At 66.2% G+C, this 26,348-nt stretch carries 21 protein-coding genes; 10 read left to right on the forward strand and 11 right to left on the reverse strand.

What is annotated here, in order from left to right; all coding sequences use genetic code 11:
• The first annotated feature begins 137 nt into the window (after window positions 1-137).
• From ACODS9_RS22410 to ACODS9_RS22425, 4 genes are all read left to right on the forward strand, one after another.
• The gene (locus tag ACODS9_RS22410; protein ID WP_489094763.1) at window positions 138-2,288 is read left to right on the forward strand and encodes a DUF1631 domain-containing protein; all 2,151 of its coding nucleotides are present in this window, start codon (window positions 138-140) and stop codon (window positions 2,286-2,288) included.
• 88 nt (window positions 2,289-2,376) lie between these two features.
• Complete coding sequence (gene ampD / locus ACODS9_RS22415; RefSeq protein ID WP_038707380.1) at window positions 2,377-2,943, forward strand: 1,6-anhydro-N-acetylmuramyl-L-alanine amidase AmpD; 567 nt, start codon at window positions 2,377-2,379, stop codon at window positions 2,941-2,943.
• Window positions 2,940-3,770 (forward strand): regulatory signaling modulator protein AmpE, encoded by an 831-nt coding sequence (gene ampE, locus ACODS9_RS22420; RefSeq protein WP_401104960.1) that lies wholly within the window; start codon window positions 2,940-2,942, stop codon window positions 3,768-3,770. The genes ampD and ampE overlap by 4 nt, the downstream gene beginning before the upstream one ends.
• A gap of 133 nt (window positions 3,771-3,903) precedes the next feature.
• Window positions 3,904-5,916 carry a methyl-accepting chemotaxis protein gene (locus tag ACODS9_RS22425; protein WP_046857075.1) on the forward strand — a complete coding sequence of 671 codons (2,013 nt, stop codon included), beginning with the start codon at window positions 3,904-3,906 and terminating at the stop codon, window positions 5,914-5,916.
• Here ACODS9_RS22425 and ACODS9_RS22430 read toward each other — a convergent pair.
• Window positions 5,906-6,721 carry a TatD family hydrolase gene (locus ACODS9_RS22430; protein ID WP_401104958.1) on the reverse strand — a complete coding sequence of 272 codons (816 nt, stop codon included), beginning with the start codon at window positions 6,719-6,721 and terminating at the stop codon, window positions 5,906-5,908. The two genes, ACODS9_RS22425 and ACODS9_RS22430, sit on opposite strands and share 11 nt — an antisense overlap.
• A 2-nt stretch (window positions 6,722-6,723) precedes the next feature.
• Window positions 6,724-7,719 (reverse strand): catabolite repressor/activator, encoded by a 996-nt coding sequence (gene cra, locus ACODS9_RS22435; protein WP_046857071.1) that lies wholly within the window; start codon window positions 7,717-7,719, stop codon window positions 6,724-6,726.
• Window positions 7,720-8,015: 296 nt separating this feature from the next.
• Between cra and ptsP the strand changes: the two genes are divergently transcribed.
• The 3 genes from ptsP to ACODS9_RS22450 are packed head-to-tail and all read left to right on the forward strand — an operon-like array spanning window position 8,016 to window position 13,527.
• Window positions 8,016-10,865 carry a phosphoenolpyruvate--protein phosphotransferase gene (gene ptsP, locus ACODS9_RS22440; protein WP_489094764.1) on the forward strand — a complete coding sequence of 950 codons (2,850 nt, stop codon included), beginning with the start codon at window positions 8,016-8,018 and terminating at the stop codon, window positions 10,863-10,865.
• Window positions 10,865-11,812 carry a 1-phosphofructokinase gene (gene pfkB, locus ACODS9_RS22445; protein WP_401104952.1) on the forward strand — a complete coding sequence of 316 codons (948 nt, stop codon included), beginning with the start codon at window positions 10,865-10,867 and terminating at the stop codon, window positions 11,810-11,812. The genes ptsP and pfkB overlap by 1 nt, the downstream gene beginning before the upstream one ends.
• Window positions 11,812-13,527, forward strand: a complete 1,716-nt coding sequence (locus ACODS9_RS22450) for a PTS fructose-like transporter subunit IIB (protein WP_489094765.1) — start codon at window positions 11,812-11,814, stop codon at window positions 13,525-13,527. Before pfkB ends, ACODS9_RS22450 begins: the two co-directional genes overlap by 1 nt.
• A 36-nt stretch (window positions 13,528-13,563) precedes the next feature.
• Here ACODS9_RS22450 and lepB read toward each other — a convergent pair whose 3' ends face one another.
• Both lepB and ACODS9_RS22460 read right to left on the reverse strand, forming a co-directional pair.
• Entirely contained in the window at window positions 13,564-14,340 is a 777-nt protein-coding gene (lepB, locus tag ACODS9_RS22455; RefSeq protein WP_313651015.1) for a signal peptidase I, read from the reverse strand.
• Between the two features lie 66 nt (window positions 14,341-14,406).
• Complete coding sequence (locus ACODS9_RS22460) at window positions 14,407-14,631, reverse strand: DUF3820 family protein (protein WP_102682503.1); 225 nt, start codon at window positions 14,629-14,631, stop codon at window positions 14,407-14,409.
• Between the two features lie 202 nt (window positions 14,632-14,833).
• Here ACODS9_RS22460 and ACODS9_RS22465 point away from each other — a divergent pair, with 202 nt between their 5' ends.
• Window positions 14,834-15,310, forward strand: coding sequence for a ferritin-like domain-containing protein (locus ACODS9_RS22465; RefSeq protein ID WP_046857067.1), 477 nt, complete (start codon window positions 14,834-14,836; stop codon window positions 15,308-15,310).
• Between the two features lie 31 nt (window positions 15,311-15,341).
• On the opposite strand, the gene ACODS9_RS22470 is transcribed toward ACODS9_RS22465, so the two are convergent.
• Window positions 15,342-16,838 carry a GGDEF domain-containing protein gene (locus ACODS9_RS22470; RefSeq protein WP_110700680.1) on the reverse strand — a complete coding sequence of 499 codons (1,497 nt, stop codon included), beginning with the start codon at window positions 16,836-16,838 and terminating at the stop codon, window positions 15,342-15,344.
• 464 nt (window positions 16,839-17,302) lie between these two features.
• On the opposite strand from ACODS9_RS22470, the gene ACODS9_RS22475 reads away from it, so the two are divergent.
• Together ACODS9_RS22475 and ACODS9_RS22480 are read left to right on the forward strand one after the other, a co-directional pair.
• The gene (locus tag ACODS9_RS22475) at window positions 17,303-17,542 is read left to right on the forward strand and encodes a hypothetical protein (RefSeq protein WP_489094766.1); all 240 of its coding nucleotides are present in this window, start codon (window positions 17,303-17,305) and stop codon (window positions 17,540-17,542) included.
• On the forward strand, window positions 17,539-17,790 hold the full coding sequence (locus ACODS9_RS22480) for a DUF3077 domain-containing protein (protein ID WP_489094767.1): 252 nt from the start codon (window positions 17,539-17,541) through the stop codon (window positions 17,788-17,790). The genes ACODS9_RS22475 and ACODS9_RS22480 overlap by 4 nt, the downstream gene beginning before the upstream one ends.
• A gap of 105 nt (window positions 17,791-17,895) precedes the next feature.
• On the opposite strand, the gene ACODS9_RS22485 is transcribed toward ACODS9_RS22480, so the two are convergent.
• The 6 genes from ACODS9_RS22485 to ACODS9_RS22510 form a co-directional block, all read right to left on the reverse strand.
• Window positions 17,896-19,206 carry an OprD family porin gene (locus tag ACODS9_RS22485; RefSeq protein WP_489094768.1) on the reverse strand — a complete coding sequence of 437 codons (1,311 nt, stop codon included), beginning with the start codon at window positions 19,204-19,206 and terminating at the stop codon, window positions 17,896-17,898.
• A 205-nt stretch (window positions 19,207-19,411) separates the two neighbouring features.
• Window positions 19,412-19,636, reverse strand: a complete 225-nt coding sequence (locus ACODS9_RS22490) for a hypothetical protein (protein ID WP_023631633.1) — start codon at window positions 19,634-19,636, stop codon at window positions 19,412-19,414.
• A gap of 130 nt (window positions 19,637-19,766) precedes the next feature.
• Window positions 19,767-21,170: a heavy metal sensor histidine kinase gene (locus ACODS9_RS22495; RefSeq protein WP_489094769.1), complete on the reverse strand. Its 1,404-nt coding sequence runs from the start codon at window positions 21,168-21,170 to the stop codon at window positions 19,767-19,769.
• Between the two features lie 45 nt (window positions 21,171-21,215).
• Window positions 21,216-21,887, reverse strand: a complete 672-nt coding sequence (locus ACODS9_RS22500) for a heavy metal response regulator transcription factor (protein ID WP_046857063.1) — start codon at window positions 21,885-21,887, stop codon at window positions 21,216-21,218.
• A gap of 9 nt (window positions 21,888-21,896) precedes the next feature.
• On the reverse strand, window positions 21,897-24,989 hold the full coding sequence (locus ACODS9_RS22505; protein ID WP_046857062.1) for a multidrug efflux RND transporter permease subunit: 3,093 nt from the start codon (window positions 24,987-24,989) through the stop codon (window positions 21,897-21,899).
• The gene (locus ACODS9_RS22510; RefSeq protein WP_489094770.1) at window positions 24,986-26,149 is read right to left on the reverse strand and encodes an efflux RND transporter periplasmic adaptor subunit; all 1,164 of its coding nucleotides are present in this window, start codon (window positions 26,147-26,149) and stop codon (window positions 24,986-24,988) included. Before ACODS9_RS22510 ends, ACODS9_RS22505 begins: the two co-directional genes overlap by 4 nt.
• Window positions 26,150-26,348 lie beyond the last annotated feature (199 nt).

Below are 26,348 nucleotides of genomic sequence, written 5' to 3' on the forward strand. Positions count from 1 at the left end.
ATTGTCCGTTGAGGCGTGCGAAAGGCGTGCTAGCAGCTGTCAGAATTTTCACCGATAATAGCGCCTTGTAATTGGCGTCATAGCTTTGACGATTTCTCTTCCAGTCGAACAACGCAACATCCAGCAAGGAGTCCGGGATGCATGATGAAGGCAAGGTGGTGCCCTTGGCGGCTGCCATCGACCGGGGTGCGCGCGCGCCCTCGCCATGCCTTCCAGTCCTGCTCCTGCAGGTGCGCGACAAGGCCGCGCTGCAATTGCGCCAGGGCTTGCAGGCGCTGTTCGACAATGCCGACGACACCCTTTTTGAAATGGCCGACAAGGCCAGTGGCCGCCTCGACCAGAACCTGTACTTCGAAGCCATGCGTGACCTGCGCCTGAAGCGCAAGAGCATCGAGCGCGGGTTCCTCGACACCTTCTACGACGCCTTTGCCCGTATCGGCCAGGGCGGTGGGCTCGAGGCCCTGGTCAGGTCACAGACCCAGGACAGGTCGGCGCTGGAGCGCACCGTGGCCGTGCAGGCCATGGTCGATCGGGTGCTGTCGCGTGACGGGTTTCTGCTCGATCAACTGAACCTGCGCTTCACCACGTTGCTGGAACTGCCGCTGGAAACCGCGCACAACCCACTCGGCCCAGGCAACCTCTGCGGTTACTTTCTGGATGCCGGGCGCAACCTGGGGGTTGGCGCCAACGTCAAGATGGTGCTGCTCAAGCTCTACGAGCGTTATGTGCTGCGCGACCTCGACCTGCTCTACGGCGAGGCCAGCCAGTTGCTCGCCAGTGCCGGCGTGCTGCCGGAGCTGCTGCCCGCGCCACGGCGCCGTGCCGAGGACCGGCGCGGCATTGCCAGGCGCGTGACGGCCAGCGTCATGCCGGGCGGCCTGCCCGACTCCGCCGGCCAGGCGTTCTTCGCCTCGGTGCAGGCGCTGCTGGCGCCGGTGCGTGGGCGGGTCACGCCGCGTTTGCAGGCGGCCGGTGCGGCCCAGCCGACCAGTACCGGCGACCTGCTGCGCCTGCTCACCCACTTGCAGCACTATGTGCCAGCCCCTGGCGAGCCGGATGACTTCAACCTCGGCCAGCAGCTGGAGCAACTGCTGTTGCGGGTCAGCGTGCGCAGCGGCACGCGGCGGCGCATTGCCACCGACGACGAAGACACGATCAACCTGGTCGACCTGCTGTTCGCCTTCATCCAGGGTGACCACAACCTGCCGGCCAGCCTGCGCGCGTTGATCGTGCGCCTGCATATCCCGGTGCTCAAGGTGGCGCTGATCGACAAGGGCATGTTCAGCCGTGGCAGCCACCCGGCGCGCCGCCTGCTCAACGAAATCGCCGCCGCGGCCATTGGCTGGGAGACCGAGGCCGAGGGGCTGCGCGACAGCCTGCACCTGCGCGTCGAACGTATCGTGCAGCGCCTGCTCAATGACTTTTCCGACGATTGCGCCCTGTTCGACGAGCTGCTCGATGAGTTTCTCGCTTTCAGCCAGGATGAACGTCGGCGCAACGAACTGCTCGAGCAGCGCACCCGTGACGCCGAGGAGGGCCGTGCCCGTACACTGCTGGCCCGCCAGCGTGTGCAGCAGGAGTTGAACGACCGCCTGCATGGCCGGGTGCTGCCGCAGGTGGTGGTGCAGATGCTGGTGCAATCCTGGAGCCAGGTGCTGCTGCTGGCATGGCTGAAGCAGGGTGAGGCTTCGCCAGCCTGGGCCGAGGCCCTGGCGACGGTCGACGACCTGCTGGTCAGCATTGCCCCGTACCGTGAGCCGCAGCGCCTGCTGGAGCAGGTGCCGGGCCTGCTCAAGGCGCTGCGCGACGGTCTGGCGGGGGTGGCGCTGGACTCCGCCGCCACCCGTGATTTTTTCCTGCAACTGGAGAAGCTGCACCAGCGCGCCTGTGGCGGCACGCCGGAGGCGGATGCCGCGCTGGACGAAGTGTGGGTGGAGGACGATATCGTGCTGGTCGTCAGCGATGAGTCCGAGTTGGACACTGGCCTGCCGCTCGACGAGCATGACCCTGCCGTTCATCAGGTACAGCGGTTGCAGGTCGGCACCTGGGTCGAGGTGATGGACGACGACGAGCCGCTGCGCTGCAAGCTGGTGGCACGTATCGACAGCAACGACCGGCTGGTCTTCAGCAACCGCACCGGCATGAAGGTGCGCGAATGGAACCGCATGGGCCTGGCCATGGCCCTGCGTCGTGGCGAGGTACGCCTGCTGGACGATGGCCTGCTGTTCGAGCGGGCGCTGGAGGCGGTGCTGGAGCAATTGCGTGGGCAGCAGGCGCAACAAAGCTGAAGCTTCCTGCACAATCATTTACATGCAAGCACTGGCCGCCCACGGCATACTGACCATCTGTCTCGGGCGTCATTTCAGGATCTGCACCATGCAATTGGACCGCGCGACCGGCTGGTTCACCGGCGTCAGCCACTGCCCCTCGCCGAACTTCAACGCCCGCCCCGAAGGTGAGGCCATTGCGCTGCTGGTCATCCACAACATCAGCCTGCCTCCGGCCTGTTTCGGCACCGGCAAGGTGCAACAGTTCTTCCAGAACCGCCTGGACCCGGACGAGCACCCGTATTTCGCGACCATCAACCACCTGACCGTCTCGGCGCACCTGTTCGTCGAGCGCGATGGCGCGGTGACCCAGTTCGTCTCGTTGCTCGACCGTGCCTGGCATGCCGGCGTGTCGCGCTTCGGCGAGCGCGAGGGCTGCAACGATTTTTCCATCGGCATCGAGCTGGAGGGCACTGACGAGTTGCCCTACACCGATGCCCAGTACGCCACCCTGGAGCGGCTGACCCGCGAGATCCGCGCGGCTTGGCCGGTGATCGACGCCCAGCGCATCTGTGGCCACAACGATATCGCCCCACAGCGCAAGACCGACCCGGGCCCGGCCTTCGACTGGCCGCGCTACCGGGCCGCGCTGCAACGCAACGAGGACAAGGCATGAGTTTTCTGGTGTTGGTGCTGGCGCTGTGGGTCGAGAAGTTCTCGGCCCTGCGCCAGCGGTTGCAGCGCGACGGCTTCTACCTGGGCGAGCTGGTGCGCCTGGAGCGCAGCGGCAAGGTCCACCCGTGGTGGACGCTGAGCATCCTGATCCTGGCGCCGGTGGCGCTGCTCGTGCTGCTTTTGCATGTGCTGGAGCCGGTGGCCTACGGCTTGCTGGCGCTGCCGGTGCATTTGCTGGTGTTGGTCTACAGCCTGGGGCGCGGCGATGTGAAGGCGGCGCTGGGGCCGTTTCGCGACGCCTGGCGCCGGGGTGACGAACAGGCCGCGCTGCATGTGGCCGAGCGCGACCTGGGGCTGGCCGCCGACGATGCCCAGAGCTTGATCAAGCGGGTTCAGGGCCACCTGCTGTGGCAGGCCTACCAAAGCTTCTTCGCGGTGATCTTCTGGTACTTCCTGCTCGGTCCGGCGGCGGCGCTGGCCTACCGCCTGCTGGCGCTGACCATGGACAACAGCCGCCAGCCGGCCTTGCAGAGCTTGGCCGGGCAACTGCGCCACGCCATGGACTGGCTGCCGGTACGGGTGATGACGGTGAGCTTCGCCCTGGTCGGCAACTTCGTCGCGGTGACCCGCGTGATGCTGCACGAACTGCTCGACTGGCACGTCAGCGCCGGGCACCTGGTGGCCAAGGTTGGCCGGGTGGCCGACGATATCCCCGAGGAAGAGGACCGCCAGCGAAGCCTGGAGCGGCTGGACAGCCTGTGGGATCTGCTGCTGCGCTGCGCGGTGCTGTGGTATGCCTGCTTCGCCCTGTGGACCGTGCTGGTCTGAACCGTTCGCTACTGAGTTCGATCGCTTAACCATAAGTTACAAACCTTGATTCCAATCTGCGCTATACAAAGCCACTGGCCCTAGATGGCCTAGTGCTACCCCGCAGAACAACAAGAATTCAAGGAGGTGACCTGTGAAGCGTCTGCTCTATCCGGCCATCGCACTGATGAACCGGCTGAGCTTCGGCATGAAGTTCAGCCTGATCAGCGTTCTGTTCTTCCTGCCCATGCTGGTCACCAGCTTTTATCTGGTACGCGACGCCTACAACCAGCTCCAGGCCACCCGTGGCGAATTGCAGGGGCTGGCGCCGTTGTCCGAGAGCCTGACGTTGCGCGGCGATCTGGAGACCCTCGGCAACCTGCTGCAGATCAATGCCGTGCTGGGCCAGTCGGGCCAGGCCGGCGATGTGGAAAGCCGCATCGCGGCGCTGCAGGACAAGGTCCAGGCCCGGCTCGATGGACTCAAGGGCAGCGACCCTGCGTTCGAGGCCAAGCGTGCCGAGCTGGCCGAGGCCTTCGCCAGTGCCCGTGACGAAAGTTCGCTGCAGAACAAGGCGGCGCTGTTCGACAAGTTGCTGGCCCAGGCCCAAGTGCTGGGCAAGCTGGTGGCCAGCCAGTCGGGCCTCAGCCAGGACAGCCAGGCCTCGGTGCGTCAGTTGAGCGAGCTGCTTGGCAATGCCACCGCCCAGGTGACCCAGGCCATCGGTGAGGGCCGGGCAATGGGCGCGGTGGCCCTGGGCCGTGGCTTCATGGACTCCTCGGGCAGCGCGCGTTTCGAAGACCTGCTGCAGCGCCTGGAGCGCTTGTCCGCCGATTACGCCATTCGCCTGGATGACGCCCTGGCAACCGATGCCGGGCTCAAGCTCGCGCTCGCCAGCAGCGCCCAGGCCAGCCAGGCCACCGTCAAGCAGGCGGCGACCCTGTTCGAGGACCAGGTGGTGGTGGCCGAGAGCCTGGACGCGCCGTGGGCCGGTTTCTACCAGCAGACCAGCGACCTGATGGCGCAGACCTACCGCTTGAACGATGCCGTGCTGGCCCATCTGCACGGGCAACTGGAAGAGCGCCTCGGCCAGCACCGCCTGCGCACGGCCGCGCTGGTGGCGGCCTTGGCCAGCGTCTTCGCGTTGATCATCTACCTCTACAGCGGCTTCTACGTCTCCACCCGGGAAACCCTTGGCAACCTGGGCACCGCCATGGACAAGGTGGCCGCAGGCGACATGACCATCAGCTTCCAGGCCAGCAGCCGGGACGAGCTGGGCGAACTGGGGCGTGGTTTCAACGAGACCGTGCGGCGCATTCGCGGGCTGATCGAACAGGTCGGCAAGACCGTGACCACGGTCGAGGAACAGGCCGGCCAGGTGCTGTCGGTGTCGAGCCGCAGCAACCAGGCGGTCAGTGGCCAGCGTGAGCAGATCGAGCAGGTGGCCACGGCCATGAACCAGATGAGCGCCACCGCGCTGGAGGTCGCCCGCAGCGCGGCCCTGGCTGCCGAAGGCGCGCAGCGGGTCAACCATGAGAGCGCCTCGGGCCGCGACCTGGTGGAAAGCCAGCAGGGCAGCATCGCCCGCCTGGCCGGCGAGATCGACCAGAGCGTGGCGGCGGTGAACCAGCTGGCGGGCGACAGCCAGGCCATCGGCCGGGTATTAGAGGTGATCCGCAGCATCGCCGAGCAGACCAACCTCCTGGCCCTTAACGCCGCCATTGAAGCGGCCCGCGCCGGCGAGCAGGGCAGGGGGTTCGCCGTGGTCGCCGACGAGGTGCGCACCCTGGCCAGGCGCACCCAGGACTCCACCGAAGAGATCGCGCAGATGATCCAGCGCCTGCGCGAAGGCGTGGGCGCGGCGGTGCGGGTGATGGGCAGCAGCCACCAGATGGCCGCCGGCACCGTGGACGAAGCGCGCCAGGTGCAGCAGGCGCTGGGCAATATCCTTGGCGCGGTCGGCGGGATCGTCGAGCAGAACCAGCAGATCGCCGCCGCCGTCGAGCAGCAGACCGCCGTGGCCCACGACATCGACCAGAACATCGTGGCGATCAACCGTGCGGCGCAGGACACCACCGAAGGCGCTTGTCAGACCGAGGATGCGAGCCGCGCATTGTCGGCGCAGGTGGTGGAGCTCAAGCGGCTGATCGGGGCGTTCAGGGTGTGATCAAGGCCGACGCGGATCCTGTGTCGGACTGCCAGCCAAACACCTCGCAGGCATTGCGACTGCTGGCTTCTGCCAGCAGCGCTGTCTCGATCCCCATGACTTCGGCCAGCGCCCCGGCAATCTCGGGTAGGTGCTCCGGGCTGTTGCGCTGCCCCGGGAACATCGCCGGCGCCATGTCCGGCGCGTCGGTCTCTAGCACCACGCTGTCCAGCGGCAGCCGCGGCAGGGTCTTGCGCAGGCGCAATGCCTGGGGCCAGGTGCCGGCGCCGCCGAGTCCCAGCTTGAAGCCGAGCTTGATGTACTCCCGCGCCTCTTCGTAGCTGCCAGCAAAGGCATGGATGATCCCTGCCCGCGCCGGCTTGTAGCGCTTGAGCGTGGCGATCACCTGGGCATGGCTGCGGCGCACATGCAGCAGCGCCGGCAGCTCGAAGTCGCAGGCCAGTTGCAGTTGGGCCTCGAACAACGCCTGCTGGCGCGTCGGGTCCAGTTCGGGCAGGTAGAAGTCCAGGCCGAACTCACCCACCGCGCACAGCCGTGGATTGCCGCGCAGGCGTTCGAGCCAGTCGCGCAACTGCGCCAGGTGCTCAGGAAGGTGCTGCTCGAGGTAGATCGGGTGCAGCCCCAGCGCCGCGTACACGCCTTCGTTGGCGCAGGCCAGGTCCCAGACTCGCTGGAAGTTGTCCTGGTACACCCCCAGCACCACCATGCGCTCCACCCCGCGCGCCGCCGCGTTGGCCAGCAGGCGCGGGCGGTCGGCGTCGAAATCGGCGAAGTCGAGGTGGGTGTGGGTGTCGATCAGGCGCATGGTCAGGCCTTGGCGATCCGCTGCTTGAAGGTGCGACCGATGGCGTGCACGCCGGGCTCGTAGCGCTTGTCCTCGATGGCGGCCAGGGCCAGCTCCAGCGCGGTGGCGGCAATCAGGCCGTGCTGCTGGGCCATGGCGTTTACCGGCAGCGGCAGGAAGTCGAGCAACTGGTTGTCGCCGAAGGTGCCCAACTGCAGCTGGCGTGAGTCCTCGGGGCGCGCCTGAAGCGTGTCGAACACGCCTTGCAGCAGCACGTACGAAGTGGTCACCAATGCATCCGGCAGGCCACCCAGTTCATCGATCAGCTGTTGCATCAGGCGTTGGCCGCACTCGCGGCTGAAGGCTTCGCCCTGGCAGCGGCGCACTTCGCCGTCAAAACCTTGCAGGGCTTCGTCGAAGCCCCCGGCACGGGCCTGGCTCACCGACAGCTCGGGGCGGGCGCCGATCAGGGCGATGCTGCGCGGGCGGGTTTTCAACAGGCTCTGGGCCAGCTGGCGGCTGGCGTCGCGGTCATCGCTGATCACCGAGCAGAAGTGCGCCGGGTCCAGGCGCCGGTCGATGGCGATCACCGGCAGGCCCTTGGCCTGCAACTCGCGGTAGCTCTCGTCTTCCGGCGGCAGGCAACTGGCGACGAACAGCGCGTCGCAGCGCCGGGCACGGAACAGCTGCTGCAACTGGCGTTCGCTGTCGGGCTGGTCGTCGCTGCTGGCGATCAGCAGCTGGTAGCCACGGGCACGGGCGCCTTGCTCCAGTTGCTTGGCGATGCGGGCGTAGCTGGGGTTCTCCAGATCCGGGAGAATGAAGCCCAGGGTGCGGGTGTGGCGGCTGCGCAGGCCGGCGGCCTGGGGGTTCGGGGTGAAGCCGTGGGCCTCGACCACCGCACGCACGCGCTCGACGGTGCTGCTGCTGATGCGCTGCTGTTCGGCCTTGCCATTGATGACGTAGCTGGCGGTGGTCACGGACACACCGGCCAGACGGGCGATATCGCTGAGTTTCACCGAATTTTCCTTGTTGTTTCCGGGACTGCCTGCGGGGCTTGACCGGCTAGTTTCACCCATCGACGGGCCCGCGCGCAGACGACCATTGTCGCAATTGTCCGACAGGATGGGGCTTTTTCGTTGGCAGATTATCGAGTAACGTGGCCGCTTGGTCAGATTAAACGTTTCAGCAAGGCGAAATTTCCTGCCTGAAAATACGCATTTGCTCGTTGCGCTGATCGTTTCGGCGGCTTTTGCCGTCGAATTCCACAACAATACCTCGGTAGCCGATGGGGCTGCCGCAAAAGGAGAGGGTCATGCTCGAGCTTGCCGTTGAGCAGATTGCCATGGGCCAGCGTGCCGCCGACAAGGGCGAGGCACTGGCGCTGCTGGCCGATCGACTGGTTGCCGATGGTCTGGTCGCCGAGGGTTACCTGGCGGGGCTGCAGGCCCGGGAGGCGCAAGGCTCGACCTTTCTCGGCCAGGGCATCGCCATCCCCCACGGCACGCCGCAGACCCGCGAGCTGGTGTTCGCCACGGGCGTGCGCTTGCTGCAGTTTCCCGACGGCGTGGACTGGGGCGACGGCCAGATCGTCTACCTGGCCATCGGCATCGCCGCCCGCTCCGATGAACATTTGCGCCTGCTGCAACTGCTGACCCGCGCCCTTGGTGAAACCGACCTGGCCGAGGCGCTGCGTCGTTCCGGCAGCGCCGAGGCACTGCTCAAGTTACTGCAAGGGGCGCCACGCGAGCTGGCGCTGGATGCCCAGCTGGTCGGCCTCAACCTGGCTGCGGAAGACTTCGACGAACTGGCCTGGCGCGGCGCTCGTCTGTTGCAACGCGCAGGTTGTGCCGACAGCGGCTTTGCCGCCGTGCTGCAGCAGACCGAGCCGCTGCCGCTGGGCGAGGGCCTGTGGTGGCTGCACAGCGAACGTGAGGTGCGCCAACCGGGGCTGGCCTTCGTCACCCCGCAGCAACCGTTGCGCTACCGCGATCAACCGCTCAATGGCCTGTTCTGCCTGGCCAGCCTCGGAGCGGCGCATCAAGCCCTGCTCGAGCGCCTGTGCGAGGTGCTGATCGAGGGCCGTGGGCAGATGCTCTACCAGGCCACCAGCAGCCGCGCCGTGCTCGAAGTGCTCGGCGGCGAGGCACCTGCCGACTGGCCGAGCGCCCGGATAGTACTGGCAAACGCCCATGGCCTGCATGCTCGCCCTGCAAAGGTACTGGCGCAGCTGGCCAAGGGTTTCGAGGGCGAGATCTGCATACGGCTGCACGACAGCGCCCAGCCCGCCGTTTCGGTGAAGAGCCTGAGCAAGCTGCTCAGTCTGGGCGCCCGCCGTGGCCAGGTCCTGGAACTGATCGCCGAGCCCGGTATCGCCGCCGATGCCTTGCCGGCGTTGCTGGCGGCTATCGAGCAGGGCCTCGGCGAGGAGGTCGAGCCCTTGCCGCAAACGGCAGCAGTGGAGCAGCCGCAGGTTGAAACCCTTCAGGCCCCGCCGCCCGGCAGCACCCTGCAGGGTGTCGCGGCCGCGCCGGGTATCGCCAGTGGCCCGGCCCGTGTCTGCGTCGAGCGCGAGATCGACTACCCGCTGCGCGGCGAGTCGCCCGCCCAGGAACGGGCCAGGCTGCGCCAGGCCATCGACACGGTGCATGCCGATCTTCAGGCCCTGGTGCAACGCAGCGACAAGGCCATCGGCGAAATTTTCGTCACCCATCAGGAAATGCTCGCCGACCCGGCCTTGACCGACGACGTCGAGCTGCGCCTGGCCCAGGGCGAAAGCGCCGCCGCTGCGTGGATGGCGGTGATCGAAGCCGCCGCCCGTCAGCAGGAGGCCCTGCACGATGCGCTGCTGGCCGAGCGGGCCGCCGATCTGCGCGATATCGGTCGCCGGGTGCTGGCGCAACTGTGCGGCGTCAAGGACAGCGCCGAACCAGAGCAGCCCTATGTGCTGGTGATGGCCGAAGTCGGCCCTTCAGACGTTGCGCGCCTGGACCCGGCGCGGGTCGCCGGCATCGTCACCGCCCAGGGTGGCGCCACCGCGCACAGCGCCATCATCGCCCGCGCCCTGGGCATCCCGGCGGTGGTCGGGGCCGGGGCGGCCGTGCTGTTGCTGGAGACCGGCACGCCGCTGCTGCTCGATGGCCAGCGCGGGCGGGTCGTGGTTGCGCCAGCCGAGGTCGAGTTGCAACGAGCCCTGGCAGAGCGTGATGCCCGCGAGCGTCGGCTGCAGATCGCCTGGGCCAACCGCCATGAGCCCGCGCGGACGCGCGACGGCCATGCCGTCGAAGTGTTCGCCAACATCGGCCAGAGCAACGGCATCGACAAGGTGGTGGAGCAAGGTGCCGAAGGCATCGGCCTGCTGCGCACCGAACTGATCTTCATGGCCCACCCGCAACTGCCCGACGTAGCGACCCAGGAAGCCGAGTACCGTCGGGTGCTCGATGGCCTGGACGGGCGGCCACTGGTGGTGCGCACGCTCGATGTCGGGGGCGACAAGCCCTTGCCGTACTGGCCGATCGCGGCTGAGGAAAACCCCTTCCTCGGCGTGCGCGGCGTGCGCCTGACCCTGCAACGCCCACAGGTGATGGAAGACCAGCTGCGCGCCTTGCTGCGTGCAGCGGACAACCGCCCGCTGCGCATCATGTTCCCCATGGTCGGCCAGCTTCATGAATGGCGCGCCGCCAAGGCCATGGTCGAGCGCCTGCGCCAGGAGATCCCGGTGGCCGACTTGCAGGTAGGCATCATGGTCGAGGTACCGTCGGCCGCCTTGCTGGCGCCGCAGCTGGCCCGTGAAGTGGACTTCTTTAGCATCGGCACCAACGACCTGACCCAGTACACCCTGGCCATCGACCGCGGTCACCCGAGCCTGTCGGCCCAGGCCGATGGCCTGCACCCGGCAGTGCTCAATCTGATCGATATGACCGTGCGCGCCGCCCATGCCCAGGGCAAGTGGGTGGGCGTGTGCGGCGAGCTGGCGGCCGACCCGCAGGCGGTCGCCGTGCTGCTGGGCCTGGAGGTGGACGAGCTGAGCGTCGCCGCCCGCAGCATTCCTGAAGTCAAGGCCCTGGTGCGCCAGGCCGACCTTTCGACGGCCCGCGCCCTGGCGCGCGAGGCCCTGCAACAAGACAGCGCCGAGGCAGTCCGGGCGCTGGTGGAGCGTTATTGATGGCCAAGATCCTCACCCTCACCCTCAACCCGGCGCTGGATATCACCATCAGCCTCGACCGCCTGCGACCCGGCGCGGTCAACCGCAGCCAGGCCCAGCACAGCCATGCCGCCGGCAAGGGGCTGAACGTCGCCCAGGTGCTGGCCGACCTGGGCCACAGCGTCACCGTCGGCGGTTTCCTGGGGCAGGACAACCTGGCGCCGTTCGAGGCGCTGATTGCCTGGCGCGGCTTCGCCGATTGCTTCGTCCGCGTGCCGGGCGAGACCCGCAGCAACATCAAGCTGGTCGAGGCCGATGGCCAGGTCACCGATATCAACGGGCCAGGGCCGCAGGTCGACGAGGCCGCCCGCGACGCCTTGCTGCAACGTCTGGCCCACGTGGCCCCGGGGCATGACGCCGTGGTGGTGGCCGGCAGCCTGCCACGGGGGATCAGCCCCGAGTGGTTGCGCGAGCTGCTGCTGATGCTCAAGGCCCAGGGCCTGAAGGTGGCCCTGGACAGCAGCGGCGAAGCCTTGCGCGCAGGCCTGCAGGCCGCGCCCTGGCTGGTCAAGCCCAACACCGAGGAGCTGGGTGAAGTCCTCGGGCTGCCGGTGCAGGCCGCGGACGAGCAACGCGCGGCCGCACGGCGGCTGCTCGCCACTGGCGTCGAGCATGTGGTGGTGTCCCAGGGCGAGCAGGGCGTGAACTGGTTCGCCGCTGGCCTGGCGCTGCATGCGCAACCGTCGAAAGTGCGCATCGCCAGTACCGTCGGCGCCGGTGATTCGCTGGTTGCCGGCATGGTCCATGGCCTGCTCCAGGCCGAAGCGCCCGCCGCTACCTTGCGCCGCGCCACCGCCATCGCCGCCCAGGCAGTCACCCAGGTCGGCTTCGGCATTCACGACCGTGAGCAACTGGAGCGTCTGGAAGCCGCTGTGCGCCTTACAGAACAACAAGAAGAGGGCTGCTGATGAACATTGCCATTGTCACCGCCTGCCCCAACGGCCAGGTGTCCAGCGTACTCAGCGCCCGGCTGTTGGCCGCCGCTGCCCAGCGTCGGGGTTGGAAAACCTGCGTCGAGGTGCACGACGCCGAACATCCGGAGCTGCGCCTGACGCCAACGCAGATTGCCGAGGCCGACTGGGTGCTGGTGGTCAGCACCGGGCCGGTGGACCTGGCGCGCTTTGCGGGCAAGCGTCTGTACCAGAGCACGCCGGCCCAGGCCCTGGCCGACCGTGAAGGCTTCCTCGACGAGGCCGCTGCCGGCGCCCAGGTGCAGGTGACGCAAACCCCGGTGCAGGGTGCGCCGAAGATTGTCGCTGTAACCGCCTGCCCAACCGGCGTGGCCCACACCTTCATGGCCGCCGAAGCCCTGCAACAGGCGGCGCAGGCCATGGGCTACCAGCTCACCGTGGAAACCCAGGGCTCGGTCGGCGCGCGCAATCCGCTGTCGGCCGAGGCCATCGCCGCAGCCGATGTGGTGTTGCTGGCCGCCGATATCGAAGTACCGGCTGCGCGCTTCGCCGGCAAGCGTATCTACCGCTGCGGCACCGGCATCGCACTCAAGCAGGCCCGCGCCACGCTGGACAAGGCCCTGGCCGAGGGCAAGGTGGAGGCGACGGGGACGACCGGCGCAGTGCCGCCGGCCGAGAAGACCGGCGTCTACAAGCACCTGCTGACCGGGGTGTCGTTCATGCTGCCGATGGTGGTGGCTGGCGGTTTGCTGATCGCCTTGTCGTTCGTGTTCGGCATCGAGGCCTACAAGGAACCCGGCACGCTGCCCGCCGCCTTGATGCAGATCGGCGGCGAGGCGGCGTTCAAGCTGATGGTGCCGCTGCTTGCCGGCTATATCGCCTGGTCCATTGCCGACCGCCCGGGCCTGGCGCCCGGGATGATCGGCGGCTTGCTGGCGAGCACGCTGGGGGCGGGGTTCATCGGCGGCATCGTCGCCGGCTTCCTGGCCGGCTACAGCGCCAAGGCCATCGCCCGCTGGGTGCGCCTGCCCAGCAGCCTCGACGCGCTCAAGCCGATTCTCATCATCCCGCTGCTGGCCAGCCTGTTCACCGGCCTGGTGATGATCTACGTGGTCGGCCAACCCGTGGCGGCGATGCTCGAGGGGCTGACCCATTTCCTCGACAGCATGGGCACCACCAACGCCATCCTGCTCGGGCTGCTGCTTGGCGGCATGATGTGCGTCGACCTCGGCGGGCCGATCAACAAGGCCGCCTATGCCTTCTCGGTGGGGCTGCTGGCCTCGTCGAGCTACGCACCGATGGCCGCGACCATGGCCGCCGGCATGGTGCCGCCGATCGGCCTGGGCATCGCCACCTTCCTGGCCCGGCGCAAGTTCGCCCAGAGTGAGCGCGAGGCCGGCAAGGCGGCGCTGGCGCTGGGCCTGTGCTTCATCTCCGAGGGCGCGATCCCGTTCGCCGCCAAGGACCCGCTGCGGGTGATTCCGGCGAGCATCGCCGGGGGCGCGCTGACCGGGGCCTTGTCGATGTATTTCGGCTGCAAGCTGATGGCGCCCCATGGCGGGCTGTTCGTGCTGCTGATCCCCAACGCGATCAACCATGCGCTGTTGTACCTGCTGGCAATCGTCGCTGGCAGCCTGCTGACGGCGGTGGTGTATGCGCTGATCAAGAAGAGCGAGCAGGTGGAGATGGTCGTGGCGCCGGCCAAGGGCTAGACCGGCAGACTCCATCGTGGGGCAGGCCCGTGCTGGTTATTCGAAGGTGGTGCCGATACGCTGGCGGTTCTTCGAGTACCAGATCCCGGTGATTTTTGCCGTCACGTCTGCTACCGCAACCTGGCCGTCATAGCGACTGTCGTTGCTGTTGTCGCGGCGGTCACCCAGCAGGTAGATGTGCCCGGGCTCGATCACCACCGGTGCCAGGCTCAGTGACTCGGGACGGCGTACATGCTCGGGCGCTGCATGGAACAATCCCAGGTTGCGCCCATTGACGATCACTTCGCCATTGACGATCTCCAGCCGGTCGCCAGCAACCCCCGCCACACGCTTGAATGCCTCGCCATTGCGATAGCGGTACAGCACGATATCCCCCACCTTGGGCGCTGCGCTCAAACGCGTGTCACTGATGATGTGATCGCCTATCTGCAGCGTCGGCTCCATCGAACCCGAAGGGATCTGGCTGAGTTGGTAACCGAACAGTGGCCCGCGCAGCACCAGCAGCAGGGCGGCCACGCCTATCACCGCCGCAGCGTAGGCAACCAGGCGTGCGCCGGCGGGTTCAGCCCCGGCGCGGCCGCGCCACACAAGGCCTGCGGCCAGGCACGCCGAGCCGAACTTCAGCGCCAGAGCGACACCCAGGCCGACGATCAATGCCCTGGGCGTGGCGAACAGGCCGATCAGCAAAAAGTCGGCGAGGATCAGCCCCAGCAGTATCAATGCCCAACGCAGCCGGCCCACGTAGAAAAGCCCCCACCCGGCGACGAGCAGCGAGATGACGAAAGCCGAGGAGGCGGATTGGCGAGCTTGCATGAGCGGTGGTTCGTCCTTGAGTTAACGATGTAATTGTTTCGGCAGGTGGCGTGGGCTCTTGATCGTTCAGCGGCGCGGCATCTTTGCCCGCAGCGGCACTAGCAGGTCGCCCAACCCGTTGTGGTCAATCTCGTGCATCAGCGCCAGCAACCCGCCCAGCTCCCCGGGCGGGAAACCTTTACGGGCAAACCATGCCAGGTAGTCCCCGGGCAGGTCGGCGATGATCCGCCCCTGGTACTTGCCAAAAGGCATGGTGCGGGTGACCAGCAGTTGCAGGGTTTCGGGTTTCATCGGGCGGTGGCCTGTGGCGGTTGAAGCGCGACCTTACTGCAAACTGCACGACGACCCAAGCGGCGATCATGCAGAACGCCTTTGAACGGCGTGTTTGTGAAATCTTCAAGTTACTGATTTACATGAATTATTTTTATTTCATAGGCCTGGCACGAAGCCTGCTCCGATCAAGGTGACTATCACCTGCCAAGGAGTTGTTGCCATGAGTAATCCCAACAAAGACACGATCGACGTACTCAACGACCTGATCGAGTACAGCAAGGATGGTGAGAAAGGCTTCAAGACCTCTGCCGAGGATGTGAAGAACCCTGAACTGAAAGCATTCTTCGTGCAGCGTGCCAGCGAGTGCGCCAGTGCCGCGGCCGAGCTGCAAAGTGAAGTGCGCCGGCTGGGCGGTGATCCGGAAACCAGCACCAGCATCAGCGGCGACCTGCACCGTGGCTGGGTCAACCTCAAGTCGATGGTCACCGGCAAGGATGAAGAGGCGGTGCTCAATGAAGTGGAGCGTGGTGAAGACCATGCGCTGAAGGCCTACAAGGAAGCCCGCGAGAAGCTGGTCAAACTGGGGCGCTCGGCCAATGACACTTCGTATGCCTTGGTAGAGAAACAGCTGCAGGGCGTGCAGCGCAATCATGACCAGGTGAAGGCTCTGCGTAACGCAGCCCGCGCTCGGTCCTGATCAGCATGGGGCCGTGTAACGGCCCCATGACTCACCCCTCGGGTCCTTCCACCCGATTCCGCCCATTGGCCTTGGCCCGATACAAGGCCTCGTCCGCATCACCCAGCAGCGCCGCCAGGTCCTGATGGGTACCGGGAATATGCAGGCCAATCCCCACACTGACCGTCACCGACCGCTCGTCATCGCCGAACGGCGGCATCGCCTCGACGCTGGCGCGAATCCGCTCGGCCAGCAACCGGGCACCGGCCAGCTCGGTTTCCGGCAGCACCACCTGGAACTCCTCGCCGCCATAACGCGCCGCCAGGTCCGCAGGGCGGCGGATGCACAGCTCGATGGTGGTGGCCACCTCGCGCAGTACATGGTCGCCACCGGCATGGCCATGGCGCTGGTTGAAGGCCTTGAAGTGGTCCACATCCACCATCAACACTGCCAGCGGCTTGCGGTTGCGCTGGGCGCGCGCCCATTCCTGACGCAGCACCTGGTCGAGGCGGCGGCGGTTGGCAAGGCCGGTGAGGCTGTCGGTGGCGGCGAGGGTGGCCAGACCCAGTTCGGCATCGTGGCGCCGACGTAGCTCGCGGCCCAGCAGCAAGGTCAGCCAGAGGATGCCAATGCACAACACGCCGGTGGCCACGCTGACCACGATCGCGGTACGCCGCCACGACTGGAACACTTCATCGGCCGAGTGGGCCACCAGCACGATCAACGGCAGGTCGGCGACCCGGGCGAAGGTGTAGAGGCGCTGGCCCTCATAGGCCGTCGAGCGGGCGGTAAAGCTGCCGCTGCGCTCGCTGAGGATGCGCTTGAAGTTGGGGCGCTCGCTGAAGCTGGTGCCGATCAGTGGATCCTGCGGCCGGGTCGGCTGGCGCGCCAGTAGTTGGCCGTCGGTGTTGAGCAGGTTGATGCTGCTGTCCACGCCGATGTCCAGGCGCTGGAACAGTTCGTTGAAATAGGACAGGCGCAGGGCCCCGGCGGCCAGGCCCTGGAACTCGCCGTTGGCGCCGGAGATGCGCCGGCTGAAGCTGATGCACCAGTCCAGGTTGCCCAGCCGCGCCTTGAACGGCGGGCTGATCAGCAGGCCCAGGCCCGGGCGGTCACGGTGCGCCTGGAAGGCCACGGTGTCGGCGAAGTTGGCCTGGCGCGGCACCGCGCTGGTGGAGTCGCCGAGCACGTCGCCCTTGGCGTCGAGCCAGAGAATGTCGCCGCGCACCGGCGCGGAGAAGGCCTGGTTGAACAGGATCTGCTGGCGCAGCTTGGTCGGCACGTTGAGCAGCTCGGGGTGCTGCACGGCCCAGATCAGGCCCTTGAGCGACTGGTCGTAGAGTTCGACGTTGCGCAGGATATCGCTTTCGATCAACTGCACGATGTTGCTCGACGAGCGCATTTCCGATTGCTCGACGCTGTCGCGCTCGCGGGCCAGCAGGTAGCCGACGATGGCTACTATGGCGAGCACGGCAAGGCAGCTGCCCAGGTTGAGGACCAGCTCGGGGTGTGACTTGTACAGGGCGGATCGTGGTGATCGGGTGGGCAACGTCATGCTCGCAACTGCATAAGCCCCGGGATCCATGGGGAGTGGGCCGGAAAGCGGCGGCGGTATTTTAGGCAAGGCGGGATTGTCGGACAAGATCAAAGGTGTTTTGCCCGACGGAATTGATTCAGTGGGCCTGCGATGGGATGTACGACATTTCCGAATCTGAAACCAAATGCTTCAGTTGGGCTGTGCTTGGGACCTATCCTACGCGCTTGCCGGAAGGGTCTGGATAGGCCGGGAAATGCATCAGGGCTAACGTCGTCGGGTCGCCAAATTTGGTGACCGGGTGTGAGAAACCCGAACGATGTTGGTTCCGCATTCTGTTACGGCAGCCGTGCATGGGCAGACCTAGGTCTGGCCGGGTTCCAATGTCCTCGGTTTTCTCACCCCATGTACGGCTGCCACCCTTATCTGGTGAGAAAGGATGAGCTGGCGGTTTCCTTTAACGACATTGGAAATTGCTTATGAAAAAGCTGGTACCTGATCCACCCATCCCCTACATCTCCATCATCGACCATCTGCCCCTCGCCGAAGTCTGGGAGCATGCCGCAGTCCTGATGACCATGATGACCCGCACCTGCGATGTCTACATGGCCTTTCCCGTGGATGAGCGTCCCGAGATCCTGGTGGAGAACATTTCCATCCTCAGCCGGCTGCTGAGCTGCCTGATGGCCCACGCCGGGTCGCTGGAGGTGCAGCCATGAGCGAGCAGCCCGATATGCCCGTCACCGCTGGCGACGAGACCTTCCTGGAGTGTTATCGCGTGCTGCCGGGTGTACCCTTGAGCCGGGCATTCGATGAGCTGTCGGTATTGCAGGATTGCATCCTGCACCTGACCACCGAGGCGGAAATGGAAGGGGACCTGAAAGCAGGGAGTGCGGCGCGGATGCTCAGTGCCATGGCCAAGGCGCTGATCAATGACCTGGAAACAGGACTGAAAAGAAACCGTTGAAGCAGAGCATCGCCGGCAAGCCGGCTCCCACAAAAAATAGCGCTGTACCTGTGGGAGCCGGCTTACCGGCGAAACGAGGGCGTAGCCCTCGCCCGCGATGATGGATCAGAACACGTTCAACGGGTAATCCACGATCACGCGGAATTCGTTGTTGTCCTGAATCGTCGAGTACGCCGCGTTGGCCCGGTGCGTGGCATAGCGCAGCAGCACCGACAGGTCCTTCATCTGACCTTCCTGGAACACATACTTCACGTCGAAGTCGCGCTCCCAGTGCCGGGCATTTTCGCCGTCGGCGTTGTAGAAGGCGTAGTACTGGGTGTCCTGGCTGGCCTTGGTCAGGTCGGCCTTGCCGCGCGAGTACGACAGCGAGGTGCTCAGGCCTGGGATGCCGAGGCCGGCGAAGTCATAGTCGTACTGCAGCTTCCACGAGCGCTCGTTCGGCGCGTTGAAGTCCGAGTACATGCGCGAGTTGTCGAGGAAGATGCTGTCGCCCAGGTTGATGTAGTCGAACGGCGTGTCGCCATTGACCCGCTGGTAGGCGGCGGTGACGCTGTGGTACCCGGCGGCGACGGTGAAGTGCACGCTCCAGGTGTTGTTGTCGATGCTGCCCAGCTTCGACTGGCCGGTGTCCTGGGTGTGATAGAAGTGCACGCCCGGGTTCAGGCTGACCAGGTCGTTGACCGCGTAGGTGTAGTCGAAGTCGGCGTAGTACTGGTTCCAGATATCCTTCAGCTCGGCGGCGTAGAGGTTGGCGGTGACGCCCTCGGTGCCGCTCCACGACGCGCCGGCCCAGCTCAGGTTCTGGCTGTCCTGCTCGGGCGTCTGGTTGCTGTAGTAGGTGTTGATGCGGCGGTGGCCGCTCTGGTTGTACGGCTTGGTGAAGCTGACCTTGCCGCCTTCGAGCATCAGCCCGTCGATGCTGTTGTTGGTCAGCGCGACGCCGCGGAAGGTCTGCGGCAGCATGCGGCTTTCGCCACCGGCGATCACCGGGTTGGTGAGGAACAGGTCACCGGCCTTGAACTCGGTGTCGAAGCCCTTGAGCTTGATCGCGCCGCCTGCGGTGGAGAAGGCATGGCGCGCCTTGTCTTCTGGCGCGCTCGGCAGGATCGAGGTGCCGGCGCGGCCATCACCGCCGTCGAGCTTCAGGCCGACCATGGCGTGGGCGTCGAGGCCGAAGCCGATCACGCCAGGCGTGTAGCCGGACTCGAAGCGGGCGACGGCGCCCTGGCCCCACTCGCGCTTGTCCTTGATCGAGGCATTCTTCTCGTTGCGGTTGAAGTAGGCATTACGCAAATGCAGGTTCAGCGTGGAACCCTCGATGAAGCCATCAGCCTTGTCTTCATCGGCCTGTGCGGCCACGGGCATCGTTGCGGCCAATGCAACGAACAACGGGGTGAAACGAAACGCGAAAGACACCGGTACAAACTCCTTTGGTCAAGCGATGGGGCAGTTTTTTATTGTCGTGTCTGCAAGTTCTTATTAGAGACGTAACAGCCAGGCTGAGATTTTCGACGCATAAAAAAAGCCGCTGAAAGGCAGCGGCTTTGAAAGGCTAACATATCGTCACAGGCAGTGCCCATGGTGTAGCCCAGGGAAAACTGGAAACAGCTGGCGTGGCCGGTCAGCTATCGGCATCGGTATCGACAGATACCTTGGAAGCGGTCTGCTGTGCGTCTTTAGCCGCAGCGGACTGCTGCGCGGCGTAGGCGTCACGCGCCTCTTGGTGAACCGCGGCGAGTTCGGCGTTGCGGGCGACGAAGGCCGGGGATTCTTCCGCCATGGCCAGGGGCGACAACAACAGGGAAGACAGGACGAAGACGCTGGCAATACCCATACTGTTGGACATTTGGAACAACCTTCTTGCGGGGCAAGTGCTAATGGAGACAGGGCTAAAGTTAGTCCTGTAAACAGCGGGGAAACAGAGGCTGTTCAGATAAGCACTGTTGCGCAAAAAGTAATGATCGAGGCAAAAACACTCAGACTTTTACCGCAAACCCGCGTAGTTGAGCGCTCGGCAAGTTGATACCGAAGGTATTGGCCCCGGCCTCGCTGTGCACGAAAACACTGCCGCCGTGCATCAGGGCGATTGCCTTGACGATGGCCAGGCCCAGTCCGTGGTTGCCGCCGCCGCTGTTGGTGCGCGCCGCATCCACCCGATAGAAGCGCTCGAACAGCATCGGCAGGTGTTCGTCGTCGATCGCCGGCCCCGGGTTGCTCACCGCGATGCTGACCTGCTCCTCAGTAGCCTCGATGCGCACCTGGATCGCCTGGTGCGGCGCGGTGTGCTGCACGGCGTTGTTCAGCAGGTTGATCAGCGCCCGGCGCAACTGGGCCTTTTCGATGCAGGCCTGGGCATCGCCGCTGACGGTGACGCTGACGTGGGCGTCTTCGAGGATGTAGTCGAGGTAGTCGAGGGTGGTGGCCACTTCCTCGGCCAGCGAGGCTTGGGTAAGGGCGGTGGCCTTGCTGCCCTGGTCGGCGCTGGCCAGGAACAGCATGTCGTTGATGATGCTGCGCAGGCGCTCGAGTTCTTCGAGGTTCGATTGCAGTACCTCGAAGTAGTGCTCGGCACTGCGCCCGCGGGTGAGGGCGACCTGGGTCTGGCCGATCAGGTTGGTCAGCGGCGAGCGCAGTTCGTGGGCGACGTCGGCGTTGAAGGCTTCCAGTTGCGAATAGGCCTGGCTGACCCGGTCAAGGGTGGCATTGAAGGTGCCGGCGAAGCGCGCCAGTTCCGGCGGCAGGTCGCGGGTCTGCAGGCGACCGTCCAGGCGTGGCGGCGCCAGGGCCTGGGCTTCTTCGGAGAGGGCGAGCAGGGGCCGCAGACCAATACGCGCGACCCAGTAACCGAGCAGCGAAGCCAGCAGCACGCCGAAAGCCGCCAGGCCAACGATGGCCACCAGCAGGCTGTGCTGGGCCTGCCAGAAGGTTTCAGTGTCGATGCCGATCAGAAAACGCAGGGGCGGGCGCTCACCCTGTGCGGGCAGCTCGCTGACCAGCACCTTGTAGGGATAGGGGCTGTCGGACAGGCGCAGCTCGCGCATGCCCACAGGGCCCTTGGCGAAGCCGCGCACCTGTTCGCTGGGCTGGCCGTACTCGAAGGCCGGGGCGCCGCTCACCACCCAGAAGCGGATGCGTCGGTCTTCTTCGCTCAGCAGGTTGAGTTTGTTGTTGATCTTGGCCCAGTGCTCGGCGGTGCCGAAGCGGTTGAGGGTGGATTCGAGCACGCTGAAGCGTGCGTCCAGTTCGGCCGCTGGCAGCAGGTCGAGGCTGTGGTCGACCTGGCGGTACAGCGCGCTGCCGATCAGCACGAACACGGCCAGCGCCACCAGGGCGAAGAGCGCCGACAGGCGCAAGGCGATGGAGTTGCGCCAAGCATTCATGGGGCGCTACCTGCGGCCGATTCACGGGGGCGGGTATTGCAGGCTTCAGCCACGATGTTCCAGGACATAGCCCATGCCTCGAATGGTATGCAGCAGCTTGTTGTCGAACGGCCCGTCGAGCTTGGCGCGCAGGCGCTTGATCGCTACCTCGACGACATTGGCGTCACTGTCGAAATTGATGTCCCAGACCAGCTCGGCGATGGCGGTCTTGGACAGGATCTCGCCCTGGCGCCGGGCCAGCACGCTGAGCAGCGAGAACTCCTTGGCGGTCAGGTCCAGGCGCTGGCCGGCCCGGCTGGCCTTGCGCGCCATCAGGTCGATCCACAGGTCCGCCACCTGGATCTGCAGCGGTTCATGAATGGCGCTGCGCCGGGTCAGGGCCTGCAGCCTGGCTACCAGTTCGAGGAACGAGAACGGTTTGCCCAGGTAGTCGTCGGCGCCTTCGCGCAGACCGTGGATGCGGTCCTCGACACGCTCGCGGGCGGTGAGCATGATCACCGGCGTCTGCTTGCGCGCCCGCAGCGCGCGCAGCACGCCGTAACCATCCAGGCCAGGCAGCATCACGTCGAGCACGATCACCGCGTAGTCGCCTTCGAGGGCCAGGTGCAGGCCGTCGATGCCGTCACGCGCCAGGTCGACGGTGAAGCCCTGCTCGGTGAGGCCGCGATGCAGGTAGTCGGCGGTTTTTTCTTCGTCTTCGATGATCAGCACACGCATGGTCTTGTCTCAACTGGCGGTCGGCGCGGGGGCGACGGTGGCCTGGCGGCGGTGGAACAGACGCTCCAGGGCCAAGTATATGACCGGGGTGGTGAACAGCGTCAGGGCCTGGCTCACCAGCAGGCCGCCGACCACGGCGATGCCCAGTGGCTGGCGCAGCTCGGCGCCGGCGCCGAAGCCGAACATCAGCGGCAGCGCGCCGAGCAATGCGGCCAGGGTGGTCATGATGATCGGGCGGAAGCGCACCAGGCACGCCTGGTGGATCGCCTGCTCGGGCGTCATGCCGTGGTTGCGCTGGGCTTCGAGGGCGAAGTCGATGAGCAGGATGCCGTTCTTCTTGACGATGCCGATCAGCAGCACCACGCCGATCAGGCCCATGATGGTGAAGTCCTGGCCCATGGCCCAGAGCAGGATCAGCGCGCCCAGGCCCGCCGAGGGCAGGGTGGAGATGATGGTCAGCGGGTGCACGAAGCTCTCGTAGAGCACGCCGAGGATGATGTACACCGCCACCAGCGCGGCGAGGATCAGGTAGGGCTGGCTCGACAGTGAACTCTGGAACGCCTGGGCGGCGCCCTGGAAGTTGCCGGCGATGGAGTCGGGCATGCCCAGTTCGCGCTGGGTGCGTTCGAGGATCTGCACCGCATCGCCCAGGGCCACGCCAGGGGCCAGGTTGAACGACAGGTTGGCCGCCGGGAACAGGCCGTCGTGGCTGATCGACAGCGGCCCGGTGCTGGGCGGCGCGACATGGGCCAGGGCCGACAGCGGCACCATCTCGCCCGACAGCGGCGAGCGCAGGTAGAAGTAGTTGAGGCTCTCGGCCTTGCCGCGCTGGCGGGCGTCCAGTTCGAGGATCACCTTGTACTGGTTGGTCTCGGTCTGGAACTCGCTGATCTGCCGCTGGCCGAAGGCATCGTACAGCGCCTGGTCGACGTCGGTGGTGGTCAGGCCGAAGCGCGCGGCGGCCTGGCGGTCGATGTCGATGCGGGTGACGCTGGCGCCCAGTTGCAGGTCGTTGGACAGGTCGCGGAACGCCGGATTCTCGCGCAGGCGTTCGGTCAGGCGCTGGGTCCACAGGTTCAGCGCAACGCCGTCGTTGCTCTTGAGCACGTACTGGTACTGGGTGCGCGACGGCCCGGAACTGAGGTTGATATCTTGCCCTGCGCGCAGGTACAGGACGATGCCGGGAACCTGCGCCAGTTTCGCGCGCATGCGGTCGATCCATTCGCTGGCCGACACGTCGCGTTCGCCACGAGGCTTGAGGGAGATCCAGAAGCGCCCGTTGGCGATGGTCTGGTTGCTGCCGGTGACACCGACCGAATGGGAGAAGGCGCGCACCGCCGGGTCGGCTTCGATGATCTTCGCCAGGGCCTTGTGCTTCTCGATCATCGCGGGGTAGGACACATCGGCCGCCGCCTCGCTGGTGCCGAGGATGAAACCGGTGTCCTGCAACGGGAAGAAGCCCTTGGGGATGGCCACATAGCCGACCACCGCCAGTGCCAGGGTCAGGCCGAACACGCCGAGGGTGACGCGCTGGTGCGCCAGGGCCCGGTCCAGGCCCTTCTCGTACCAGCGCACCAGGCGCTGGCCGAAACCGTCATGCTGCGTCTCGGGCGGGCGGCGCATGCACAGCGCGGCGAGGGTCGGTGCCAGGGTCAGCGAGACCACCACTGAAATCAGGATGGTCGCGGTGGCGGTCAGGGCGAATTCCTTGAACAGCCGGCCGACCACGCCGCCCATGAACAGCAGCGGAATGAACGCGGCGATCAGCGAGAAGCTGATCGACACCACGGTGAAGCCGATCTCGCCGGCGCCCTTGAGCGCGGCCGTGCGGCTGTCGTCGCCGGCCTCCAGGTGGCGGTGGATGTTCTCCACCACGACGATGGCATCGTCCACCACGAAGCCCACGGCGATGACGATGGCCACCAGGGTGAGGTTGTTGAGGCTGAAGCCGAACACGTACATCAATGCGCAACTGGCGATCAGCGACACGCCGAGCACGCTGGAAACGATGAAGGTTGCCGACCACTGGCGCAGGAACAGCGCCATCACCCCGATCACCAGGGCCACGGCGATCAGCAGGGTCAGCTCGACTTCGTGCAGCGAGGCGCGGATGGTCTGCGTGCGGTCCTGCAGCACCGACACCTCGACCGCCGCCGGCAGCATTTCCTGCAGGCGGGGCAGGGCAGCCATCACCCGGTCCACGGTGTCGACGATGTTCGCCCCGGGCTGGCGGAAGATAACCAGGTTCAACCCCGGCTGTTCGCCGGACCAGGCCCTGACGTAGGCGTTCTCGGCGCCGTCGATCACCTTGGCGACGTCGGCCAGGTGCACCGGGGCGCCATTGCGGTAGCTGACGATCAGCTTCGCGTAGTCCTCGGGGTGGAACAGCTGGTCGTTGGCGGCGAGGGTCGACACGCTGTGCTCGCCGTACAGCGCGCCCTTGGCCAGGTTGAGGCTGGTCTGCTGGATGGCCTGGCGGATGTCGGCCAGGGTCAGGCCGATGGCGGCGAGCTTCTCGGGCTGGGCCTGCACGCGGATGGCCGGGCGCAGTTGCCCGGTGATGTTGATCAGGCCGACGCCGTCGATCTGGCTGAGCTGGCGGGCCAGCAAGGTCTCGGCATAGTCGCTCAGTTGGTTGCCGGGCATCTGCGCCGAGCTGACGGTGAGGATCAGCACCGGGCTGTCGGCCGGGTTGACCTTGCGCCAGGTGGGCGGGCTGGGCAGGTCCTGGGGCAGGCGCGCGGTGGCGGTGTTGATCGCCGCCTGGACTTCCTGGGCGGCGGTGTCGATGTTCTTGTCGAGGGTGAACTGCAGGATCAGGTTGGTCGAGCCCAGGGCGCTGCTGCTGGTCATCTGGGTCATGCCGGGGATGGCGCTGAACTGCACCTCCAGGGGCGTGGCGACCGACGAGGCCATGGTTTCCGGGCTGGCACCGGGCAACTGGGCGGTAACCTGGATGGTCGGGAAGTCGGCCTCGGGCAGCGGCGCCACCGGTAGGCGCGGGAAGGCGATGGCACCGAGCAGCACCAGGGCAAAGGTCAGCAGCAGGGTGGCGATGGGGTGGTCGATGCACCAGGCCGAGACGCCGTTGCGGGTGTTCATGGCTGGCTCCTGCTTTCGGCCATTTGCGCCGGAGCAGGGGTGTCGGGGGTGACTTCCACGGTGCTGCCGGGCTTGAGCCGCGACTGACCGTCCAGCACCAGGCGATCGCCGGCCTTGACCCCGGCAATGACGTTCAGCGTGCTGTCCTGATACACCACCTTGACCGGTACGGCGCTGACCTTGTCGCCGTCCAGGCGGTAGACGAAGTGGCCGTCGATGCTGCGCTGCACCACCGGTGGCGGTACCACCAGGGCGTCCTCGTCCACCGCCGTGCGCAGGCGCACGGTAACCAGCTGGCCCGGCCACAGGCGGCCGTCCTTGTTGTCGAACTCGGCCTTGACCCGCACCGTGCCGGTGGTGGCCGAGACCTGATTGTCGATCAGCATCAAGTGCCCCTTGGCGAGCAGGCTGCGTTCGCCGTCGGCGTCCAGGTAGGTCTCCACTTCGGCGGGCGTGGCCGAGTTGAGCAGGCCCTGCAGGACTGGCAGCTGCTGTTGGGGCAGGGCGAACTCCACGGCGATCGGGTCGATCTGGGTGACGCTGAACAGGCTCTGGGTGTCACTGGTGCGTACCAGGTTGCCAGGGTCAACGTTGCGAATGCCGACGCGGCCGCTCACCGGCGAGCGGATCTGCGTGTAGCTGAGCTGCACCGCGGCATTGTCGATGGCCGCCTGGTTGCCCTTGATCGTCGCCTGCAACTGGTTCACCAGCGCCTGCTGCTGGTCGAGGGTCTGCTTGGACACGCCGTCGTCGCTGCTGAGCAACTGGTAGCGCTTGAGGTTGACGTTGCCCACCTGCAACTGCGCCTGGGTCTGGCCGAGCTGGGCGCGGGCCTGGTCGAGGTTGGCGCGGATCGCCCGGTCATCGAGGGTGGCCAGCAGGTCGCCCTGCTTGACCCACTGGCCTTCCTTGACCAGCACCTGGGTCAGCACGCCCTCGACCTGCGGGCGCACCTCCACGCTGTGCAGCGACAGCACCGAGCCGATGGCGCTCAGGTAGCGCGGCACGTCCTGCTGGGCCACGGCGACCACGCGTACCGGTATCGCGCTGGCGGCGCGGTTGACCGGGGCTTCGCGGCGCAATCCCTGCCAGACGCCGATGGCGACCAGCAGGACAAGGGCCAGGGCGGCGAGTACGAGGGAGCGGGACGGACGTCGCATCGGGGCGGGCACCTTGGCCAAGGGGCTGGGAAATGGATTGGGCTATTGCAGGGTTATAGCGCGCCGACCGGGTCGGCAGCGTGACGCCAGGCTGTCACGGCTGTCAGTTTCGGTGGGTTGATGGCCAAGTGCCAATACCCTGCCATGGATCAATGTTACGCCGGCGTTTGTCCCTAGAGTCGTACGCCCTGCCGATTTC

This window comes from Pseudomonas sp. FG36, from assembly GCF_057809275.1.

Excerpts from the sequence above, each read along its gene's own strand:
- ptsP (WP_489094764.1), top strand. The coding sequence starts at position 8,016 with ATGCTCGAGCTTGCCGTTGAGCAGATTGCCATGGGCCAGCGTGCCGCC.
- ampD (WP_038707380.1), top strand. The coding sequence starts at position 2,377 with ATGCAATTGGACCGCGCGACCGGCTGGTTCACCGGCGTCAGCCACTGC.
- pfkB (WP_401104952.1), top strand. The coding sequence starts at position 10,865 with ATGGCCAAGATCCTCACCCTCACCCTCAACCCGGCGCTGGATATCACC.
- ampE (WP_401104960.1), top strand. The coding sequence starts at position 2,940 with ATGAGTTTTCTGGTGTTGGTGCTGGCGCTGTGGGTCGAGAAGTTCTCG.
- ACODS9_RS22450 (WP_489094765.1), top strand. The coding sequence starts at position 11,812 with ATGAACATTGCCATTGTCACCGCCTGCCCCAACGGCCAGGTGTCCAGC.
- ACODS9_RS22460 (WP_102682503.1), bottom strand. The coding sequence starts at position 14,631 with ATGAAACCCGAAACCCTGCAACTGCTGGTCACCCGCACCATGCCTTTT.
- lepB (WP_313651015.1), bottom strand. The coding sequence starts at position 14,340 with ATGCAAGCTCGCCAATCCGCCTCCTCGGCTTTCGTCATCTCGCTGCTC.
- ACODS9_RS22465 (WP_046857067.1), top strand. The coding sequence starts at position 14,834 with ATGAGTAATCCCAACAAAGACACGATCGACGTACTCAACGACCTGATC.
- ACODS9_RS22410 (WP_489094763.1), top strand. The coding sequence starts at position 138 with ATGCATGATGAAGGCAAGGTGGTGCCCTTGGCGGCTGCCATCGACCGG.
- ACODS9_RS22475 (WP_489094766.1), top strand. The coding sequence starts at position 17,303 with ATGAAAAAGCTGGTACCTGATCCACCCATCCCCTACATCTCCATCATC.
- ACODS9_RS22495 (WP_489094769.1), bottom strand. The coding sequence starts at position 21,170 with ATGAATGCTTGGCGCAACTCCATCGCCTTGCGCCTGTCGGCGCTCTTC.
- ACODS9_RS22430 (WP_401104958.1), bottom strand. The coding sequence starts at position 6,721 with ATGCGCCTGATCGACACCCACACCCACCTCGACTTCGCCGATTTCGAC.
- ACODS9_RS22480 (WP_489094767.1), top strand. The coding sequence starts at position 17,539 with ATGAGCGAGCAGCCCGATATGCCCGTCACCGCTGGCGACGAGACCTTC.
- ACODS9_RS22490 (WP_023631633.1), bottom strand. The coding sequence starts at position 19,636 with ATGTCCAACAGTATGGGTATTGCCAGCGTCTTCGTCCTGTCTTCCCTG.
- ACODS9_RS22510 (WP_489094770.1), bottom strand. The coding sequence starts at position 26,149 with ATGCGACGTCCGTCCCGCTCCCTCGTACTCGCCGCCCTGGCCCTTGTC.
- ACODS9_RS22505 (WP_046857062.1), bottom strand. The coding sequence starts at position 24,989 with ATGAACACCCGCAACGGCGTCTCGGCCTGGTGCATCGACCACCCCATC.
- ACODS9_RS22500 (WP_046857063.1), bottom strand. The coding sequence starts at position 21,887 with ATGCGTGTGCTGATCATCGAAGACGAAGAAAAAACCGCCGACTACCTG.